This is a genomic window from Pseudomonas sp. JH-2 (assembly GCF_036231725.1).
Classification (GTDB): Bacteria; Pseudomonadota; Gammaproteobacteria; order Pseudomonadales; family Pseudomonadaceae; genus Pseudomonas; species Pseudomonas delhiensis.
In genome coordinates, this window is record NZ_JAZAQP010000032.1 from 1 (window position 1) to 14,928 (window position 14,928).

The following is a 14,928-nucleotide window of genomic DNA, read 5'->3' on the forward strand; positions in this document are numbered from 1 at the left end:
CATGCCGGACATCCCGGTGGCACGGCCAACGGCGGATAACCGCGAACGGTTATTCGCCCTACGGCATGGGAGGGCTTGGCGTAGGGCAGAGAGGGGGCTCGCGTTCCCCACGCTTTTCGCAAAAAACCTTTGCTGATTCGGCTATTTCGTTAGCTGGCTAATTAAGTGAATCTGACTCCGCCTTGATGCAAGTCAAACAACGGAGAAGAACGATGAGCGTAGTTGTCACCGAGCGCGACGAAGACCACAAATCCCGCGAATTCCGCGCCCTCGGCCGGCGCTGCTGGGACGTGCACCAGCAGGGCCTGCTGGTCGGCGTGTTCTACAGCGAGCAGGAAGCCCATGCCTACCGCGAGCGCCTGGAGCAGGACGAGGTGCGACGCCACGCCCAGGCGGCGGAGCGCTTCTGAGGGCCGGCGGGGCCAGGCGTGAGTCCGGCCCCGCCGCCCGGCTCAGAAGTAGTAGCCGATGTTCAGGTTGGTGCGGAAGTACCAGTCGTTGCTGCCCGAGGAGGTGGTCGAGGTCCAGCCCGTGCCGTTCTCCGCGCCGCCCCAGGGGTTGGCGTTGCGCGCCCAGGTGAAGTCCAGCCAGGCCATCACCGGCAGGGCGAAGAACTGGATGCCGGCGGTGTACATCTGCGAGTCGTCCCAGCCGCTCTTGTCCTTCCACAGCCGGCTGTAGTCGTTGTACAGCTTCACCTTCTTCACCGGCCCCAGCCAGGGCGTGGCGACGTCGTAGCCGACGTTGAGCCCGCCAATGCTGCCCTTGGCCGCGATCAGGAAGGCCGGCGTCAGGCCGTTGCCGCCCATGAGCACGGCATCGTCGCTGACGCCGCTGGGGTTCTTCGGGTCGTACTCGTAGCGGATCGCCTGGGTCGAGATCGTCCAGGGCCCGTTCTTGAATACCCCGAGGGCGCCGGCGGCCCAGAAGCTGCCGTTGTCGTCGGTGGTGGCGTTGTACAACCGCGAGGCGGCCAGCGAGGCGCCCAGCTCGTTGTTCCAGTCGCCGGCCTGGAAGCTGCGCGCCAGGCGCAGGTTGACCTGGTCGCGCTTCTCGTTGTCCTGGCGGCCGTGCAGCGCCGGGATGGCGTTGTCCTTGAGGTCCGCGTAGCGCCCGACTTCCGGGGCGTAGCGGATGCTCGAAGGCAGCATCCGCGGGTAGTAGGCGGCCTGGAAGTCCCAGTTGCTGTCCTTGTAGCCGTACTTCAGGCCGGTGCCGGTGTTGACGCCGAAGCCGAGGAAGAACGGGATGTGGTAGCTCCAGCCGAACTGCGGGTAGGGCAGCAGGCCGAAGGGCCTGGCCGGGGCGCCCACCTGCAGGTCGGAGCGCTCGTCGAAGCGGTAGCCGAGGTAGGCGCGGTCCACCGCGCGCTTGTTGCGGTCCTGGAACCAGTAGCCGGCATCGACGCTGAACTGCTCGTAGCGGCCCTGCACGTCCAGGCGGAAGGTGTCGAACAGCCAACGCGCCGGGCGGTTGATGCTGCTGTCCCAGTCCTCGTAGCGGTAGTTGGCGCGCAGGGCGCCGCCGATGTCCAGGCTGGCGTCGCCGTCCTCGCTGCGCCAGGAAATGTGCGGGAAGGGCTTGTCCTTCATGCCCTGGCTGATGGTCGGCGCCGGGCCGGGCTCGGTGGCGAACAGCAGGGGAGCGTACGCCAGCGCGAATGCGGCCAGCAGGGTAGGTCTCGACATGGAAGCATCACCTCGGAAAAGGCGGCCCCGGAAGTGGGTCCTGGCGGACCGCACGCAGCTTCGCGAAGGCCGGTTGTCTTGTTTCTTGTATGAATCAACGTTTCAATTTCCAGCTCGAGGAAGGGAGCAGTTTCCATGCCATGGACGAATGGCTGTTTTTCTTAATATTTCCTTTATCTATCAATGTGTTACTTGTGAAACACGGGCGTTTTGACCACCCGTGAAACGGCCCGGAATCGGTGTTACACGGATGCACAGGCGCGGGGCGCTGGGGCCGAATCTGGTGCGTTGGGAAACGCTGGAGGAAACGAAAACGGCAGCCATGGGCTGCCGTTTCGTGCAGGGCGGGGAGGGCTACAGGTCGAGGACCAGCCGTCGGCTGCGGCAGCCCGAGACGCAGACCATCATCGACTGGTTGGCCGCGCGCTCGGCCTTGGTCAGCACGCCGTCGCGGTGGTCCACCTCGCCTTCCAGCACCTTCACCTCGCAGGAGCCGCAGACGCCTTCGCGGCAGCTGTAGTCGAGGTCGCAGCCCTGTTCCAGCAGGGCGTCCAGCAGCACCATGCCGGCTTCCATGCGCAGGTGCTTGCCGCTCTTGCGCAGCTCTACCTCGTAGCTGTCCAGCGCATCGTCCGCGGCGGCCTGCTCGACGGCGGCGAAGCGCTCGATGTGCGCGTTGGGGTAGCCCAGGGCCTCGCAGGTGCGTTCGAAGGCGTCGAGCATGGGCGTGGGGCCGCAGCAGTAGAAGTGCGCGTCGGCGGGGCGGCCGGCCAGGTAGGTGGCCAGGTCCGGCGGCACGCCTTTCTCGTCGTCGAAGTGCAGCTGCAGCCGGGCGTCGAGGCTGCGCAGCTCCTCCAGCAGCGCGGCCTCGCGGCGCGAGCGGGCGCAGTAGATCAGCTCGGCGGAGCGGCCGAGGGCGAGCAACTGGCGGAACATGCAGTAGATCGGCGTGATGCCGATGCCGCCGGCCACCAGCACGCTGTGGCTGGCGCTGGCGTCCAGGGCGAAGTTGTTGCGCGGCGCCGAGATCTGCAGCTGGGTGCCGACCCGCAGGTTGTCGTGCACCCAGCGCGAGCCGCCGCGGCTGTTGCGGTCGCGCAGGATGCCGACCACGTAGCGCCCCTGGTCGCTGGGCGAGTTGAGCAGCGAGTAGCTGCGCACCAGGCCGTTGGGCAGGTGCAGGTCGATGTGCGAGCCGGCCTCGAACGGCGGGAAGCGGGTGTCGCCCCAGGGGCGCAGTTCCACGCTCATGATGCCTTCGGCCTCGTGGCGCAGGGTGTGCACCAGCGCCGGGATGGTTGCGTTGCTCATGGCAGTACCTCGGCGGTGCGCAGATCGACGTCCAGGCGCGCGCTGGCCTCGATCTCGACGCGCAGTTCGGGGAACACCAGGCCGCTGACCTCCACCAGGGTGGAGGTGGGGTAGCAGGCCTGGCCGGCGAAGAAGTCGCGGCGGGCGCGGCCGACCTCGTCCTTGGCGGCGATGTCGGTGAGGTACACGTTCAGCCGGTAGAGGTTGCCGACGTGGCCGCCGGCGGCCTCGACCAGCGCCTTGCACTTGCCCAGCACCAGCAGCGTCTGCTCGTAGGCGCCCAATGCTTCGCCGCGCTCGGCGGCCTGGCGGGTGGCGGGATGCCCGGTCATGCCGGACATCACCACTTCGTTGCCGATGCGCAGGGCGTTGGACCAGCTGGCGCCGGCCGGCTCCGCCAGCGCCTCGGCCTTCACGTGGACGACTTCGCTCATAGCTGGCGGGCCTCGATCAGCTCCAGCTGTTCCTTGGCCTTGCTCTTGAGGTAGCGGCGGATGCGCACCACGCCCAGGTCGTGCTGGTAGAGGTTCTCGCGCTGGTTGGCGTCCGGCTCCATGTGCTCTAGCAGCACCCGGTCCTGCTCCAGCACCGCCCAGTGGCGCGCCTCCAGGCGGTTCTTGTAGAGGAAGCGCCAGGTGTCGCGCTGCCAGCCGGTGAGCGGGCGGCAGCGCCAGTGGAACACCGCGCACAGCTGCGGGCTGCTCGGCGTGTAGCTGCCGACGATGGTGAAGTTGCCGCCCGGGCCGCCGGTCTTCGGGTAGGGGATTTCCAGGCGCAGCCAGTGGCAGCCGTTGTCGACGAACTCGGTCCAGTCGAAGTTCACCCCGCGCTGGCCTTCCTTCTCGAAGAAGAAGCCCTGCTCGGTGTCGCGGGTGACGAACTTGGCGCTGGCCGCGCCTTCGCTCATGGAGTGGGACATCTTGTGCAGGTAGGTGCCGTGCATCGGGTCCATGACGTTGTCGATGACGTAGCGGTAGTCGCCGCGCCATTCGGTGTAGCAGATGAAGCTGCTCCATTCGGGCGAGGTCAGCTGCTCGGGCAGCACCAGTTCCGGCGGGTTCTCCAGGTGCGGGTCGGCGGCGTTGTAGAGGAAGATCGCGCCGGCCGCCTCGCGAACGTGGAACATGCGCGTCGGGCGGCTGCCCTCGAGCTTGCAGCCGGGGCTGCCGGGGACCTTGGTGACGGTGCCGTCGCAGCGCACCTCGACGCCGTGGTAGGGGCACTGCAGGCGGTCGCCCAGCACCGGGCCGAGGGACAGCGGCGCACCGCGGTGCGGGCAGTGGTCCTCGAGGGCGTGGACGCTGCCGTCGTTGTCGCGCCAGAGGGCGATCTTGTAGCCCAGGCGGCGGACGGACAGCGGCTTGTCGCCGAGCAGTTGTGAAGGGAGGACGGGGAACCAGAGGTTCTTCAGGCCATTGGCCAGGATCTTCTCGACAGGATCGACGGTCAGCTGTGCGGTCATTTTTCTCGTTCCTCGCCCGTTATTCGCCCAGGCGGGCCATCAGGGTCTTGTAGGCGTCTTCGGTCCACTCGCCGCTGGTCAGCGGGCACGGCGGGCCGGCCAGGTTCAGGTGCTCCAGCAGGCTCGGCAGGTCGTGCCTGCCGGCGGCGTAGGCGCGCTCGATGGAGTCGCCCAGCAGGTCCTCGAAGGGCGTGCTCGGGCGGCTGCGCGACTGGTGCGTCTCGTTGTAGGGCTCGGTCATTTCATTGGCCTCCATTGCGGACCCGTTCGCGGATGCTTTCGCGCACCGGGACGAAGTCGTAGGTCGGGTAGCATTCGGTGCGGAACACGCCCCAGGCGGAGCGCTCCAGTTCGACGTTGACGCGCGGCAGCAGCGCCGGCGGCAGGCGCAGGGTGACGATCTGGCCCAGGCCCATGGCCACGGTCCAGGAGACGATCTCCACGCCTTCGCCGGGGAAGCGTTCCCACCACGCCATCTTTTTCATGTGGGCCTGGATGTCCTCCAGGTTCTTCGACTGGTCGTGGCGCAGCAGCACGGTGAGCAGCAGGGTTTCGCTCATGCTCGTTTCTCAGGCCGCGTGGTCGACGGGGATGGCCCAGGCGTCGTAGCCGTAGACCCAGTCGGCGTTGCCGCCGGCCTTGAGCCACTGGTTGCCGCGCGAGCCGATCTGGATCTGGCTGGTACGCTCCAGGCGGGCGTCCTGGTAGGCCTTGAGCGCCGCCGAGACGCCGGCCGGGGCGCTGACACCGGCGAGCATGCGGCCGAGCACCACGGCGTCCTCGATGGCCTGGCCGGCGCCCTGGGCCATGAACGGCATCATCGGGTGGCAGGCGTCGCCGAGCAGCACCAGGTTGTCGCGGGTCCAGTAGGGCAGCGGGTCGCGTTCGTACAGCGCGGTCTTCAGGACTTCGTCGCAGGCTTCCAGCAGGGCGCGGGCGTGCGGGTGGTAGTGGGCGTAGCTTTCGCGCAGTTCCTCGACGCTGCCCTGGGTGGTCCAGCTTTCCAGGTGCCAGCTGTCCTGGGCTGTGGTGGCGAAGATGAAGATGTCGCGGCCGCGGTTGAGCGGGAAGGTGACGATCTGGCTCTGCGGATTGGGCCCCCACCACTTGGTGAAGGCCTGGATGTGAGGCACCTGGGCGACCTTCACCGCCGGCACCACGGCGCGGTAGGCGACCACCCCGGTGAAGCGCGGGTGTTCCTCGCCGAACAGCGCGCTGCGCACCACCGAGTGGATGCCGTCGGCGCCGATCAGCACGTCGACGCGGTCCTGGCCGCCGTCGGCGAACTCGATGTGCACGCCATCTGCCGCCTGGCGCACCGACTGCGCGCGGTGGGCGAAGCGCACGCGCTCCAGGGGGAAGGCCTCGGCCAGGGCGGCCAGCAGGTCGGCGCGGTGGATGGTCAGCTGCGGCGCGCCGTATTTGCGCTCGGCGGCGTCGGCCATTTCCAGGCGCGAGGTTTCCTCGCCGCTGTCCCAGGTGCGGCTGATGCGGTGGGTGGGGCGCGCCGCGCTGGCGCGCACCGCTTCGCCGACGCCCAGGCCGTCGATGGCCTTGACCGCGTTGGGCGTGAGGTTGATGTCGGCGCCGACGCGCAGGAACGCCTTGGCCTGTTCGTAGACGATGACGTCATGCCCGGCGCGCAGCAGGGCGATGGCGGCGCACAGGCCGCCGATGCCGGCGCCGAGCACGCCGATCTTCAGCTTGGACATGGGCTTTCTCCTCAGCTCTTGTTCTTTTCGGTCAGGAATTTGCCTTGCGGGCCTTCGGCGCCTTTCTGCCGCCGGGTGACGCCGTCGAGGCCGCCGGCGATGGCCCATTCGGCGAACACCGTGGGGCCGGGTTCGAAGCTGCGCGGCTGCCAGGCGCCGGTCAGCTGGTCCTCGTCGGCGTAGTACTCCACCAGCGCCCCGGCGGGGTTCTTGAAGTACCAGAAGAACGCCGAGGACACCGGGTGGCGGCCCGGGCCGATCTCGGTGTCCCAGCCGCAGCGGGCGATGTGCATGCCGCCGCCGAACACCTCGTTGATGTCGCGCACGGTGAAGGCGACGTGGTTCAGCCCGGCGCGCGGCGCCGGCAGCTGGAGCATGAACAGGTCGTGGTGGCCGCCTTCCTCGGCGGTGCGCAGGAAGGCGCCGCGGCCGGGGTAGCGGTCCGAGGTCTGGAAGCCGAAGGCCTCGCGGTAGAAGGCCTCGCAGGCGTTGACGTCCTTGACGAAGAACACCACGTGGCCGACCTCCACCGGGGTGGCGCGCTCGTAGACCGGGCTGGGCCTGTTGATCCGCGCCTTGCTGTTCCAGGTGTTGTGCGCGCCGCATTCCTCCAGCAGCAGCTCGCGCTTGCGGGTGACCTGCAGGCGGATCGCCAGGCCGTTGGGGTCGGTGCAGCCGATGCGCCCGCCGCTCTCGACGAAGCCCGGCGCCGAGGCGATGCGGCCGGCGTAGCGCGCCAGGTCGTCGGCGCTTTCGACGCCCCAGACCACTTCGCGCACCGTCGAGCCGGGCTCGATGGCTGGCGGCAGGCCGGGCTTGTCCAGGTCGGCGAGCACCACGCGGCAGCCGTTGAGGGTTTCGAAGACCACTTCATCGGGCTGCTCGCCGACCAGGGCCAGGCCCCAGTCCTCGAAGAAGCGCCGGCAGCGTGGCAGGTCTTCCACGCCGTAGGTGATCTCGTCGATGCCAAGTACGCTCATGCTGTCGCTCCGGCCCAGGCGATGGGCTGCTGGTTGAGGCCCCAGTACAGGGCTTTCTGCTCCATGTACTGGAGGATGCCCAGGCGCCCCTTCTCACGCCCCAGGCCACTGTCGTTCCAGCCACCGAAGGGGGTGGCGATGGAGAATTGCTTGTAGGTGTTGATCCACACGGTGCCGGCCTGCACGGCGCGGCCCAGGCGCCAGGCGCGCTGGAAGTCGCGGGTCCAGATGCCGGCGGCGAGGGCGTAGACGCTGTCGTTGGCCTCTTCGATGAGCTGGCGCTCGTCGTCGAACGGCAGGGTCGTCAGCACCGGGCCGAAGACTTCCTCCTGGCACAGGCGCGCGCTGTTGCGCAGGCCGTCGATGATGGTCGGGGTGTAGAACCAGCCACGCTCGAAGGCGCTGCCCTGCGGGCGGCAACCGCCGGCGAGCAGGCGCCCGCCCTCGGACAGGCCGAGGTCGACGTAGCGCTCGACGCTCTCGCGGTGGCGCTCGCTGATCAGTGGCCCCATCTGCGTGGCCTCGTCGGCCGGGTCGCCGATGCGCAGGCGCTCGGCGCCTTCGACCAGGCGCTGCAGGAAGGGTTCGTACAGCGGCCGGGCGACGAACAGCCGCGAGCCGGCGATGCAGGATTCCCCCGAGCTGCTGAAGATGCCGTAGAGCACCCCGGCCACGGCGTGGTCGAGGTCGGCGTCGTCCAGGACGATGGTCGGCGACTTGCCGCCCAGCTCCATGGACACCGGCATCATCTTGTCCGCGGCGATGCGCGCGATGTGCTTGCCGGTGCGGGTGCCGCCGGTGAAGGACACGCGCTTGACCAGCGGGTGGCGGGTGATGGCGTCGCCGATCAGCGAGCCCTTGCCCGGCAGCACGCTGAGCAGCCCGGCCGGTACCCCGGCCTGGATGCACAGGCGCGCCAGGGCCAGGGCCGCCAGCGGGGTGATCTCCGCCGGCTTGATCAGCACCGCGTTGCCGGCGGCCAGGGCCGGCGCCAGCTTCTGCGCCTCGGAGGCTATCGGCGAGTTCCACGGGGTGATGGCGGCGACCACGCCCATGGGCTCGTACACGCTCATGCTCAGGAAGTCGCCGCGCGAGGGGGTGATGCTTTCCTCCAGTGTCTCGCAGGCACCGGCGAAGAACTGGAAGGTGGCGGCGGCGCTGGCGACCAGGGCGCGGGTCTCGCGGATCGGCTTGCCGTTGTCCAGGCGCTGCAGTTGCGCCAGTTCCTCGGCGTGCTCGCGGATCAGCTGCGCCACGCGGTACAGCACCGCGGCGCGTTCGTGGGGCTTGCGCTGCGCCCAGCCGCTGTGGAGGAAGGCGCGCTGGGCGCCCTGGATGGCTTCCTCCACGTCGGCCAGGCCGGCGGCGTGCAGGTGCGCGACCACCGAGCCGTCGGCCGGGTAGTGGCTGGCGTAGAGGTCGCCGCTGCCCAGGCGCCACTGGCCGGCGATGCAGATGGGTTGGATGGCGTCGAGATCGAGCATGGCGCTGTCCTCAGATGGAAACGGCGTGGGCGTGGTTGCCCAGCGCGCGGACGATGCTGAGCACGGTCAGCATCGAGGTCTTGGGGTTGGCCGCCAGCGGCTTGCCGCGCAGGGTCATCTCGAATTCGCCGAAGGCGCCGCGGGCCTGGTAGTGGTGCACGTTCTCCTCGCTGGTGGGGTCGGCGATCAGGCGCACGCGGGTGGCGTCCAGGCCCAGGCCGGCCAGCGACAGGGTGGCGGCGACGTTGGCGTTCTTCGGGTAGCGCGAGGAGGCCTCGCGGGCGCTGCCTTCGAAGATCACCGTGGGTTCGGTGAGGCCGTCGAGATCGAAGCGCTCGTCGGCCGGCGTGCCCTTCCAGGCGCGGCTCGGCTTGCGTCCGCTGTAGATCACCGAGTCCAGCCCGGCGACCTTGGCCGCGGCCAGCGCGTCGATGCCGCCGATGGCCCCGGAGAGCAGTTCCACCCGGGTGCCGCCACGCCGCGCGGCGTCTTCCAGGCGCGCGGCCAGGCCGTCCTCGGAGAGCGCGCCGATGGACACCAGCAGGCACGGGATGCCGCGTTCCAGGGCCGGGATCACGTGCTCGGCCAGGGCCGCGTGGCCGGCGCATTCCACCAGCAGGTCGGGGCGCCGGGCGTAGTCCAGCGCCTCGCCGACGCGGGCCTGCGCGGCGATGCCGGCCAGGCGCTGGCGCGCCTGGTCGAGGTGGCCGGCGGGGACCACCACCTGGTCGAGCGCCAGGTCGCGGTCGTCCTTGAGCAGTTCCAGCACGCTGAGGCCTATGGCGCCGCAGCCGATCATGGCGATGTGCAGCATGGCGGGGTCCTCAGGCCGTGGCCTTCTGGTGGCGGGTTTCCATGTTCGGCGGGCCGGCGAAGGCCTTGGCGAAGTTGCCCACCGCGCACATGTCCACTTCCAGCAGGAAGGGGCCGTCGCTGGCATGGGCGCTTTCCAGCACGCCGGCGAAGTCCTTGAGGTCGTTGATGCGCGCGTGGCGCAGGCCCACCGACTCGGCCAGGCGCGCGTAGTCCGGGGTATGCAGGTCGACGTAGCAGTGGCGGCCGCCGTACACGGCGTCCTGGATGTTGCGGATGACGCCGTAGCGCTGGTCGTTCATCAGCAGGATCACCACCTTGGCCTTCTCCTGTACCAGGGTGGCGATCTCGCCCAGGTTGAGGATGAAGCCGCCGTCGCCGCAGAGGGCGAAGACCTTGCGCTGCGGGGCGTTCTGCGCCGCCGCGATGGCCGCGCCTATGCCCATGGCCAGGCCTTGGCCGATGCCGCCGCCGAGGGCATGGATGCCGGCCTGGGGGTGGAACAGGTGGATCAGGCGGTTGCCCCAGATGCTGTTGGACAGGGTCACGTCGCGCACCCAGGTGAAGTCGCGGCCGGTCATGCCCTGCAGCTGTTCGACCATCGAGGCGTAGGGGCCCAGCTCGTCCATCAGTTGCGCGCGGGAACGTTCGCGAATCCCGCGCAGCTCGTCGCGGAAGCCGGGCTCGACCTGCAGCCGCCCCTCCAGGCGCTCGGCCAGGCCGGCGAGGGCCAGCGCCGAGTCGCCGCAGATGAACAGCTCGCTGTTGTAGCAGCGGCCCTCGATGGCCGGGTTGGCGTCGATGCGGTAGGTCACCTGGGGCAGCTTCAGGGCGTACTTGAAGGTCTCGTTGCTGCGCAGCCGCGAACCGGCCACCAGCAGCGCGTCGCAGCCCTGCAGGAAGGCTTCCACCTGCTTGTTCTGGGAGAAGGCGCCGAGGCAGCGCGGGTCGTCCTCGTTGACCACGCCGCGGCCCTGGGTCGAGGTGATGACACCGATGCCCAGGTCCATCAGGCGCTTCACCTCGCGCCCGGCGTGGCGGGCGCCGCCGCCGAGCCAGAGCATCGGCCGGCGTGCGCCGGCCAGGCGCTCGGCGACGCGGTCCAGGGCCTCGGCGGTGGGCACGGCGACCGGCACCGGCAGCGGCGCCAGGTCTTCGGGCATGGGGATATGGGCGGACTGGATGTCGATCGGGATCTCCACGCTGACCGGCCCGGCCGGCGCGCTCAGGGCGGTCTGCACGGCGAGCTTGAGGGTGCTCAGGGCTGTCTCGGCGCTGCGCACGCGGAAGGCCGCCTTGGACACCGCCTTGAGCATGGCCAACTGGTCGCGGGCCTCGTGGATGTAGGCCAGGTCCTGGTCCAGGTAGGGCGTCTCGATCTGCCCGGTCAGGTGCAGCAGCGGGGTGCCGGCGGTAAGGGCCTCGACCAGGGCGCCGGCGGCATTGCCGGCGGCGGTGCCGGTGGAGGTCAGGCACACGCCCAGGCTGCCGTTGGCGCGGGCGTAGGCGTCGGCCATGTTGGTGGCGCCGGCCTCGCCGCGGGCCATGACGAAGCGGAGGTTGCCGCGGCTGGCGAAGGCGTCGAGGATCGGCATGTTGTGGATCGAGATCACCCCGAAGGCGGCCTTGACCCCGCACTGCTCGAGGAAGGCGGCGATGACGGCGCCCACGGTGACCGGGTTTTCGTTACGCATGGCGGGACAGGCCTCCGGATACATCGATGTGGCTGCCGGTGGTGTAGGCCGACAGCGGTGAAACGAGGAACAGCAGGGCGTTGGCGGCTTCGCGCGGCAGGCCCAGGCGGCCGAGGGGAATCTGCTTCTGGCGGGCCAGTTGCGCGGTCCACTGCGCCCAGTCCAGCTCGCGCTGCTCGCGGGCCTCGAAGCGCCGGCGCCACTGGCCGGACTCCACCAGGCCGATGAGGATGCCGTTGACGCGGATGCCCTTGGGCGCGAACTCGCAGGCCAGCGAGCGCACCAGGTTCTTCAGCCCGGCGCGGGCCGCCGAGGTGCAGACCATGTGCGGCTCCGGCTGGCTGGCGAGCAGCGAGTTGGTGCAGACGATGGCGGCGTCGGGCTGGCCTTCCAGTTGTTCGAGGAAGGCGCGCACCGGGTGGATCACCGAGAAGAACTTCAGCTCCAGCTCCTCGCGCCAGGCTTCGTCGCTGGTCTGCGCGAAGGTGGAGACGCGGCCCTGCCCGGCGTTGCACACCAGCATGCTGGCGGCGCCCAGTTGTGCCTGGCAGCGCGCGGCGAAGTCGCGCACCTGGCCGGCGTCGAGCACGTCGCAGGTGGCGGTCAGCAGGCGCGCCTCGGGGAAGCGCTGGCGCAGCCCGGCCTCGGCCTGTGCCAGGCGCTCGCCGTCGCGGCCGCAGAAGGCCACCGCGGCGCCGGCTTCCAGCAGCAGTTCGACGGTGGCCAGGCCGATGCCGGAGCTGCCGCCGGTGACCACGGCGACGCGGCCGCTGAGGTCGCACAGGCTCATGGGTGGACCCTCTGCAGCGACAGCACGTTGGGGTTGGGCATGTGCCCGAGCAGGCCGGAGAGTTCCTCGGCGCTGTTGCGCACCTGGCGCACCAGCGGCTCCAGCAGGTGCTCGGCGATGCGCGTGGCGGGGATGGTCACGCCCATGGCGGCGCAGACCCGCCCGGTGTGGTCGCGCACCGGCGCGGCGACGGTGGAGATGCTCGCCTCGAAGAAGCCTTCGCTGAGGGCGTAGCCGCGCAGGCGGTCGTTCTGCACCAGGTCGAAGAGTTCCTCGGCGTTGCGCGGGGTGCCCTCGGAGAAGCGTTCCAGCTGTTTCTCCGGGTACAGCTCGCGCAGCGCGGCGAGGTCCAGGTCCTCCAGGAGGATGCGCCCCAGCACCGTGGCGTGGGCCGGCAGGCGGGTGCCGACGTTGACCGCGCTGGTGAGGATCGACGGCGGCGAGATCTTCGCCACGTAGACGATGTTGCGCCCGTCGCGTACCACCAGGTTGCAGGAGTAGCCGATGGCGTCGCACAGGCGCCGCAGGATCGGCTGGCCCAGTTCGGTGAGTTCCAGCGAGGCCAGGTACTCGAAGCCCAGGCGCAGCACCGCCATGCCCAGGCGGTATTCGTTGCCGCTGCGGGTGACGAAGCCCAGGGCCTCGAGGGTGGCCAGCAGGCGGAAGATGGTGGTGCGCGGCAACTGCAGGCGGCGCGCCAGCTCCGGGGCGGTGAGGGTGCGGTCGTGGCGGGTGAACTCGCCCAGCAGCGTCAGGCCGCGCTCCAGCCCCGGAACCATGTAGCGTTCCTGGGGTTCGTTGAGGGTGTCGGTACTCATGGTTTCAGTCCTTGGCAGTGCTCGATAAGCCGGGCAAGCAGCCCGGCCAGGGCTTCGGGGCATTCGATGGGGCTGGCGTGGCCGGCCCCGGGTACGAGCTGGAAGGGCGCCGCCAGCGCTTCGGCGACTTCGCGGCAGGCGGCGGGCGGGGTGATGCCGTCCTCGCTGCCGCACAGCACCTCGCTGGGCACGGGCGGGCGGCCCAGGCGCAGCAGGTCGTCGCCGCACAGCAGCTCCACCGCCTGGCGGTAGCCGTGGGGCCTGAGCCGCGCCATGTTCCAGCGCACCCAGGCCAGCGCCGCGGCGTCCGGGTTGGCGCCGAGCATGGCCGGCGCACGGCGCTCGGCGAGGCCGGCGATGCCTTCGCTGGCCAGCCCGGCGAGGCGCCGGCTGCGTACCGCCTCGCCTTCGTCCGGGCGTGCGCCGTAGCCGCGCGCGGGGCTGAGCAGCACCAGGCGGGCCACGCGCTGCGGCTCGGCATTGGCCAGGGCCAGGGCGGCCATCGCGCCCAGGGAATGGCCGAGCAGCAGGCAACGCCGCACGCCCAGCGCATCCAGCAGTTCGCGCAGGCGGCCCATGTAGGCTTCCGCCCGCGGCGCGGCTTCGGCCAGCGGCGTCGACTCGCCGTAGCCGGGGGCGTCCCAGGCGATGATCCGCGCGCGGTCCTTCAGGCGTTGCGCCAGCGGCAGCCAGGAGGCCGCGCCGGAGCCGATGCCGTGCAGCAGCACCAGCGCCGGTGCGTCGGTTGCGCCGGCCTCGCGCACAGCGGCGACGGTTTCGCCGTGGCGCACCAGGCGCTGCGGGAAGTCGCGTTCCAGGTCGGCCTGCCAGGCGGCCGCCGCGGTCATCGCCGTCATCGTCCGGCCCTCAGCGCTTGATGCTGGCCAGCGGATGCTGCGGCGGGTAGGTCGGGGTGACCGGCTTCTTCGCCCCGAGCATCACGCACATCAGCGCGTCCTCGTCGCCGATGTTGATTTCCTCGCGGTACACGCCCGGCGGCACCGAGATCACGTCGCGGTCGCCGAGGATGGTCTCGAAGCGCTCGCCGTCCTTCTCCAGGATCACCTTGAGCTTGCCGCGCAGGACGAAGAACACTTCCTCCACGTCGACGTGCAGGTGCGGCGGGCCTTCATGGCCGGCCGGGATGACCATGGTGGAGAAGGTGAAGTGCTCGGACGGGATGGTGTTGTTGTCGGCGCTGACGCCGGTGCCGCCGGTGCCGATGTAGCGCATCTGCGCACGGCGGTACTTGGGGTCGTAGTCGGCCTGGAACTTCAGCGCGTTCCAGTCGTACTGGCGGGTGGAATAGCGGGCGATGCGCGAGTTGCACCACTGCTCGAAGCTGGCGTCGGCGGGGCGGTCCCAGGTGCGGGGCTGTTGTTGCGCGTTGAGATCGGTCATCGGTTTTTCTCCTCAGAGCATGACGAACCCGCCGTTGACCGGCAGGGTCTGGCCAGTGACGAAGCGGGACAGGTCGGACAGGGCGAAGAGCACGGCGCCGGTCACGTCCTCCGGCAGCTGCGCGCGGGAAATGGCGCGCTGCCGGCGGTACAGCTCGTGGCGCTCGGCGGGGACGTAGGCGGTGGCCTCGACTTCCACCAGGCCGGGGGCGATGGCGTTGACGGTGATGCCGTCGGCGCCCAGTTCCCGCGCCAGGCTGCGGGTCATGGCGATGAGCGCGCCCTTGCTGGCGGTGTAGGCGAGCAGGTTGGGCGCGCCCCACAGCGGGGTGTCGGAGGCCAGGTTGACGACGGCGCCACGGCCGCTTTCGCGCAGCGCCGGCAGGCAGGCGTTGGTCATCAGCCAGGCGCCGCGCACGTTGACCTGCATGACCAGGTCCCAGGTGGCGATGTCCAGCGCTTGCGCGGGCTTGCCGCCGGAGTGGGTCACCGCGGCGTTGTTGACCAGGCCGTCGAGGCCGCCGAGGCGTTCCACGGCCCGGGCCACGCAGGTGGAAATGGATTGCGGCTCGCGCAGGTCGAGGGCCAGGCCGTCGATCGCAAGGCCCTGTTCGCGCAGGCTGGCGGCGGCCGCCTGGACCTCGGCGTCGCGGACGTCGGCGATCGCCACCCGGGCGCCGGCCCGTGCCGCGGCCTCGGCGAAGGCCAGGCCGAGGCCGCCGGCGCCGCCGGTGACGAGGATGCGGCGGCCTTGCAGGAGGGTATCGGTGCTCATG

Annotated in this window: 17 protein-coding genes; 1 reads left to right on the forward strand and 16 read right to left on the reverse strand. The window is 70.1% G+C overall.

All coding sequences use genetic code 11. From position 1 onward, the window contains the following. Positions 1-212: 212 nt before the first annotated feature. Positions 213-410: a hypothetical protein gene (locus VV867_RS20450; RefSeq protein WP_109936725.1), complete on the forward strand. Its 198-nt coding sequence runs from the start codon at positions 213-215 to the stop codon at positions 408-410. Between the two features lie 42 nt (positions 411-452). On the opposite strand, the gene VV867_RS20455 is transcribed toward VV867_RS20450, so the two are convergent. From VV867_RS20455 to VV867_RS20530, 16 genes are all read right to left on the reverse strand, one after another. Further along, positions 453-1,688, reverse strand: coding sequence for a hypothetical protein (locus tag VV867_RS20455; protein WP_328567409.1), 1,236 nt, complete (start codon positions 1,686-1,688; stop codon positions 453-455). Between the two features lie 354 nt (positions 1,689-2,042). Continuing rightward, positions 2,043-2,999 carry a PDR/VanB family oxidoreductase gene (locus VV867_RS20460; RefSeq protein ID WP_109936723.1) on the reverse strand — a complete coding sequence of 319 codons (957 nt, stop codon included), beginning with the start codon at positions 2,997-2,999 and terminating at the stop codon, positions 2,043-2,045. Beyond that, positions 2,996-3,433, reverse strand: coding sequence for a RidA family protein (locus VV867_RS20465; protein ID WP_328567410.1), 438 nt, complete (start codon positions 3,431-3,433; stop codon positions 2,996-2,998). The genes VV867_RS20460 and VV867_RS20465 overlap by 4 nt, the downstream gene beginning before the upstream one ends. Next, positions 3,430-4,461, reverse strand: a complete 1,032-nt coding sequence (locus VV867_RS20470) for an aromatic ring-hydroxylating dioxygenase subunit alpha (protein WP_328567411.1) — start codon at positions 4,459-4,461, stop codon at positions 3,430-3,432. Before VV867_RS20470 ends, VV867_RS20465 begins: the two co-directional genes overlap by 4 nt. A 19-nt stretch (positions 4,462-4,480) precedes the next feature. Continuing rightward, a complete protein-coding gene (locus VV867_RS20475; RefSeq protein ID WP_074985997.1) occupies positions 4,481-4,702 on the reverse strand; it encodes a recombinase-like helix-turn-helix domain-containing protein in 222 nt (73 codons plus the stop codon). A 1-nt stretch (position 4,703) separates the two neighbouring features. Next, the gene (locus tag VV867_RS20480) at positions 4,704-5,021 is read right to left on the reverse strand and encodes a hypothetical protein (RefSeq protein WP_275627791.1); all 318 of its coding nucleotides are present in this window, start codon (positions 5,019-5,021) and stop codon (positions 4,704-4,706) included. Positions 5,022-5,030: 9 nt separating this feature from the next. Beyond that, positions 5,031-6,173 carry an FAD-dependent monooxygenase gene (locus VV867_RS20485; protein ID WP_275627790.1) on the reverse strand — a complete coding sequence of 381 codons (1,143 nt, stop codon included), beginning with the start codon at positions 6,171-6,173 and terminating at the stop codon, positions 5,031-5,033. An 11-nt stretch (positions 6,174-6,184) separates the two neighbouring features. Beyond that, on the reverse strand, positions 6,185-7,153 hold the full coding sequence (locus VV867_RS20490) for a VOC family protein (RefSeq protein WP_275627789.1): 969 nt from the start codon (positions 7,151-7,153) through the stop codon (positions 6,185-6,187). Then, positions 7,150-8,637 carry an aldehyde dehydrogenase gene (locus VV867_RS20495; RefSeq protein WP_275627788.1) on the reverse strand — a complete coding sequence of 496 codons (1,488 nt, stop codon included), beginning with the start codon at positions 8,635-8,637 and terminating at the stop codon, positions 7,150-7,152. The genes VV867_RS20490 and VV867_RS20495 overlap by 4 nt, the downstream gene beginning before the upstream one ends. 10 nt (positions 8,638-8,647) lie before the next feature. Then, entirely contained in the window at positions 8,648-9,451 is an 804-nt protein-coding gene (locus VV867_RS20500; RefSeq protein WP_109936715.1) for an aspartate dehydrogenase, read from the reverse strand. A 10-nt stretch (positions 9,452-9,461) separates the two neighbouring features. Beyond that, complete coding sequence (locus VV867_RS20505) at positions 9,462-11,144, reverse strand: thiamine pyrophosphate-binding protein (protein ID WP_109936714.1); 1,683 nt, start codon at positions 11,142-11,144, stop codon at positions 9,462-9,464. After that, on the reverse strand, positions 11,137-11,934 hold the full coding sequence (locus VV867_RS20510; protein WP_275627787.1) for an SDR family oxidoreductase: 798 nt from the start codon (positions 11,932-11,934) through the stop codon (positions 11,137-11,139). Before VV867_RS20510 ends, VV867_RS20505 begins: the two co-directional genes overlap by 8 nt. Then, a complete protein-coding gene (locus tag VV867_RS20515; RefSeq protein ID WP_089393418.1) occupies positions 11,931-12,752 on the reverse strand; it encodes an IclR family transcriptional regulator in 822 nt (273 codons plus the stop codon). Before VV867_RS20515 ends, VV867_RS20510 begins: the two co-directional genes overlap by 4 nt. Further along, positions 12,749-13,609: an alpha/beta fold hydrolase gene (locus VV867_RS20520; protein ID WP_275627786.1), complete on the reverse strand. Its 861-nt coding sequence runs from the start codon at positions 13,607-13,609 to the stop codon at positions 12,749-12,751. The genes VV867_RS20515 and VV867_RS20520 overlap by 4 nt, the downstream gene beginning before the upstream one ends. 10 nt (positions 13,610-13,619) lie before the next feature. Next, a complete protein-coding gene (locus VV867_RS20525) occupies positions 13,620-14,153 on the reverse strand; it encodes a cupin domain-containing protein (protein WP_109936711.1) in 534 nt (177 codons plus the stop codon). A gap of 12 nt (positions 14,154-14,165) precedes the next feature. Next, positions 14,166-14,927 carry an SDR family oxidoreductase gene (locus VV867_RS20530; RefSeq protein ID WP_328567412.1) on the reverse strand — a complete coding sequence of 254 codons (762 nt, stop codon included), beginning with the start codon at positions 14,925-14,927 and terminating at the stop codon, positions 14,166-14,168. Position 14,928: the final 1 nt, after the last annotated feature.

Excerpts from the sequence above, each read along its gene's own strand:
- VV867_RS20450 (WP_109936725.1), top strand. The coding sequence starts at position 213 with ATGAGCGTAGTTGTCACCGAGCGCGACGAAGACCACAAATCCCGCGAA.
- VV867_RS20455 (WP_328567409.1), bottom strand. The coding sequence starts at position 1,688 with ATGTCGAGACCTACCCTGCTGGCCGCATTCGCGCTGGCGTACGCTCCC.
- VV867_RS20460 (WP_109936723.1), bottom strand. The coding sequence starts at position 2,999 with ATGAGCAACGCAACCATCCCGGCGCTGGTGCACACCCTGCGCCACGAG.
- VV867_RS20465 (WP_328567410.1), bottom strand. The coding sequence starts at position 3,433 with ATGAGCGAAGTCGTCCACGTGAAGGCCGAGGCGCTGGCGGAGCCGGCC.
- VV867_RS20470 (WP_328567411.1), bottom strand. The coding sequence starts at position 4,461 with ATGACCGCACAGCTGACCGTCGATCCTGTCGAGAAGATCCTGGCCAAT.
- VV867_RS20475 (WP_074985997.1), bottom strand. The coding sequence starts at position 4,702 with ATGACCGAGCCCTACAACGAGACGCACCAGTCGCGCAGCCGCCCGAGC.
- VV867_RS20480 (WP_275627791.1), bottom strand. The coding sequence starts at position 5,021 with ATGAGCGAAACCCTGCTGCTCACCGTGCTGCTGCGCCACGACCAGTCG.
- VV867_RS20485 (WP_275627790.1), bottom strand. The coding sequence starts at position 6,173 with ATGTCCAAGCTGAAGATCGGCGTGCTCGGCGCCGGCATCGGCGGCCTG.
- VV867_RS20490 (WP_275627789.1), bottom strand. The coding sequence starts at position 7,153 with ATGAGCGTACTTGGCATCGACGAGATCACCTACGGCGTGGAAGACCTG.
- VV867_RS20495 (WP_275627788.1), bottom strand. The coding sequence starts at position 8,637 with ATGCTCGATCTCGACGCCATCCAACCCATCTGCATCGCCGGCCAGTGG.
- VV867_RS20500 (WP_109936715.1), bottom strand. The coding sequence starts at position 9,451 with ATGCTGCACATCGCCATGATCGGCTGCGGCGCCATAGGCCTCAGCGTG.
- VV867_RS20505 (WP_109936714.1), bottom strand. The coding sequence starts at position 11,144 with ATGCGTAACGAAAACCCGGTCACCGTGGGCGCCGTCATCGCCGCCTTC.
- VV867_RS20510 (WP_275627787.1), bottom strand. The coding sequence starts at position 11,934 with ATGAGCCTGTGCGACCTCAGCGGCCGCGTCGCCGTGGTCACCGGCGGC.
- VV867_RS20515 (WP_089393418.1), bottom strand. The coding sequence starts at position 12,752 with ATGAGTACCGACACCCTCAACGAACCCCAGGAACGCTACATGGTTCCG.
- VV867_RS20520 (WP_275627786.1), bottom strand. The coding sequence starts at position 13,609 with ATGACGGCGATGACCGCGGCGGCCGCCTGGCAGGCCGACCTGGAACGC.
- VV867_RS20525 (WP_109936711.1), bottom strand. The coding sequence starts at position 14,153 with ATGACCGATCTCAACGCGCAACAACAGCCCCGCACCTGGGACCGCCCC.
- VV867_RS20530 (WP_328567412.1), bottom strand. The coding sequence starts at position 14,927 with ATGAGCACCGATACCCTCCTGCAAGGCCGCCGCATCCTCGTCACCGGC.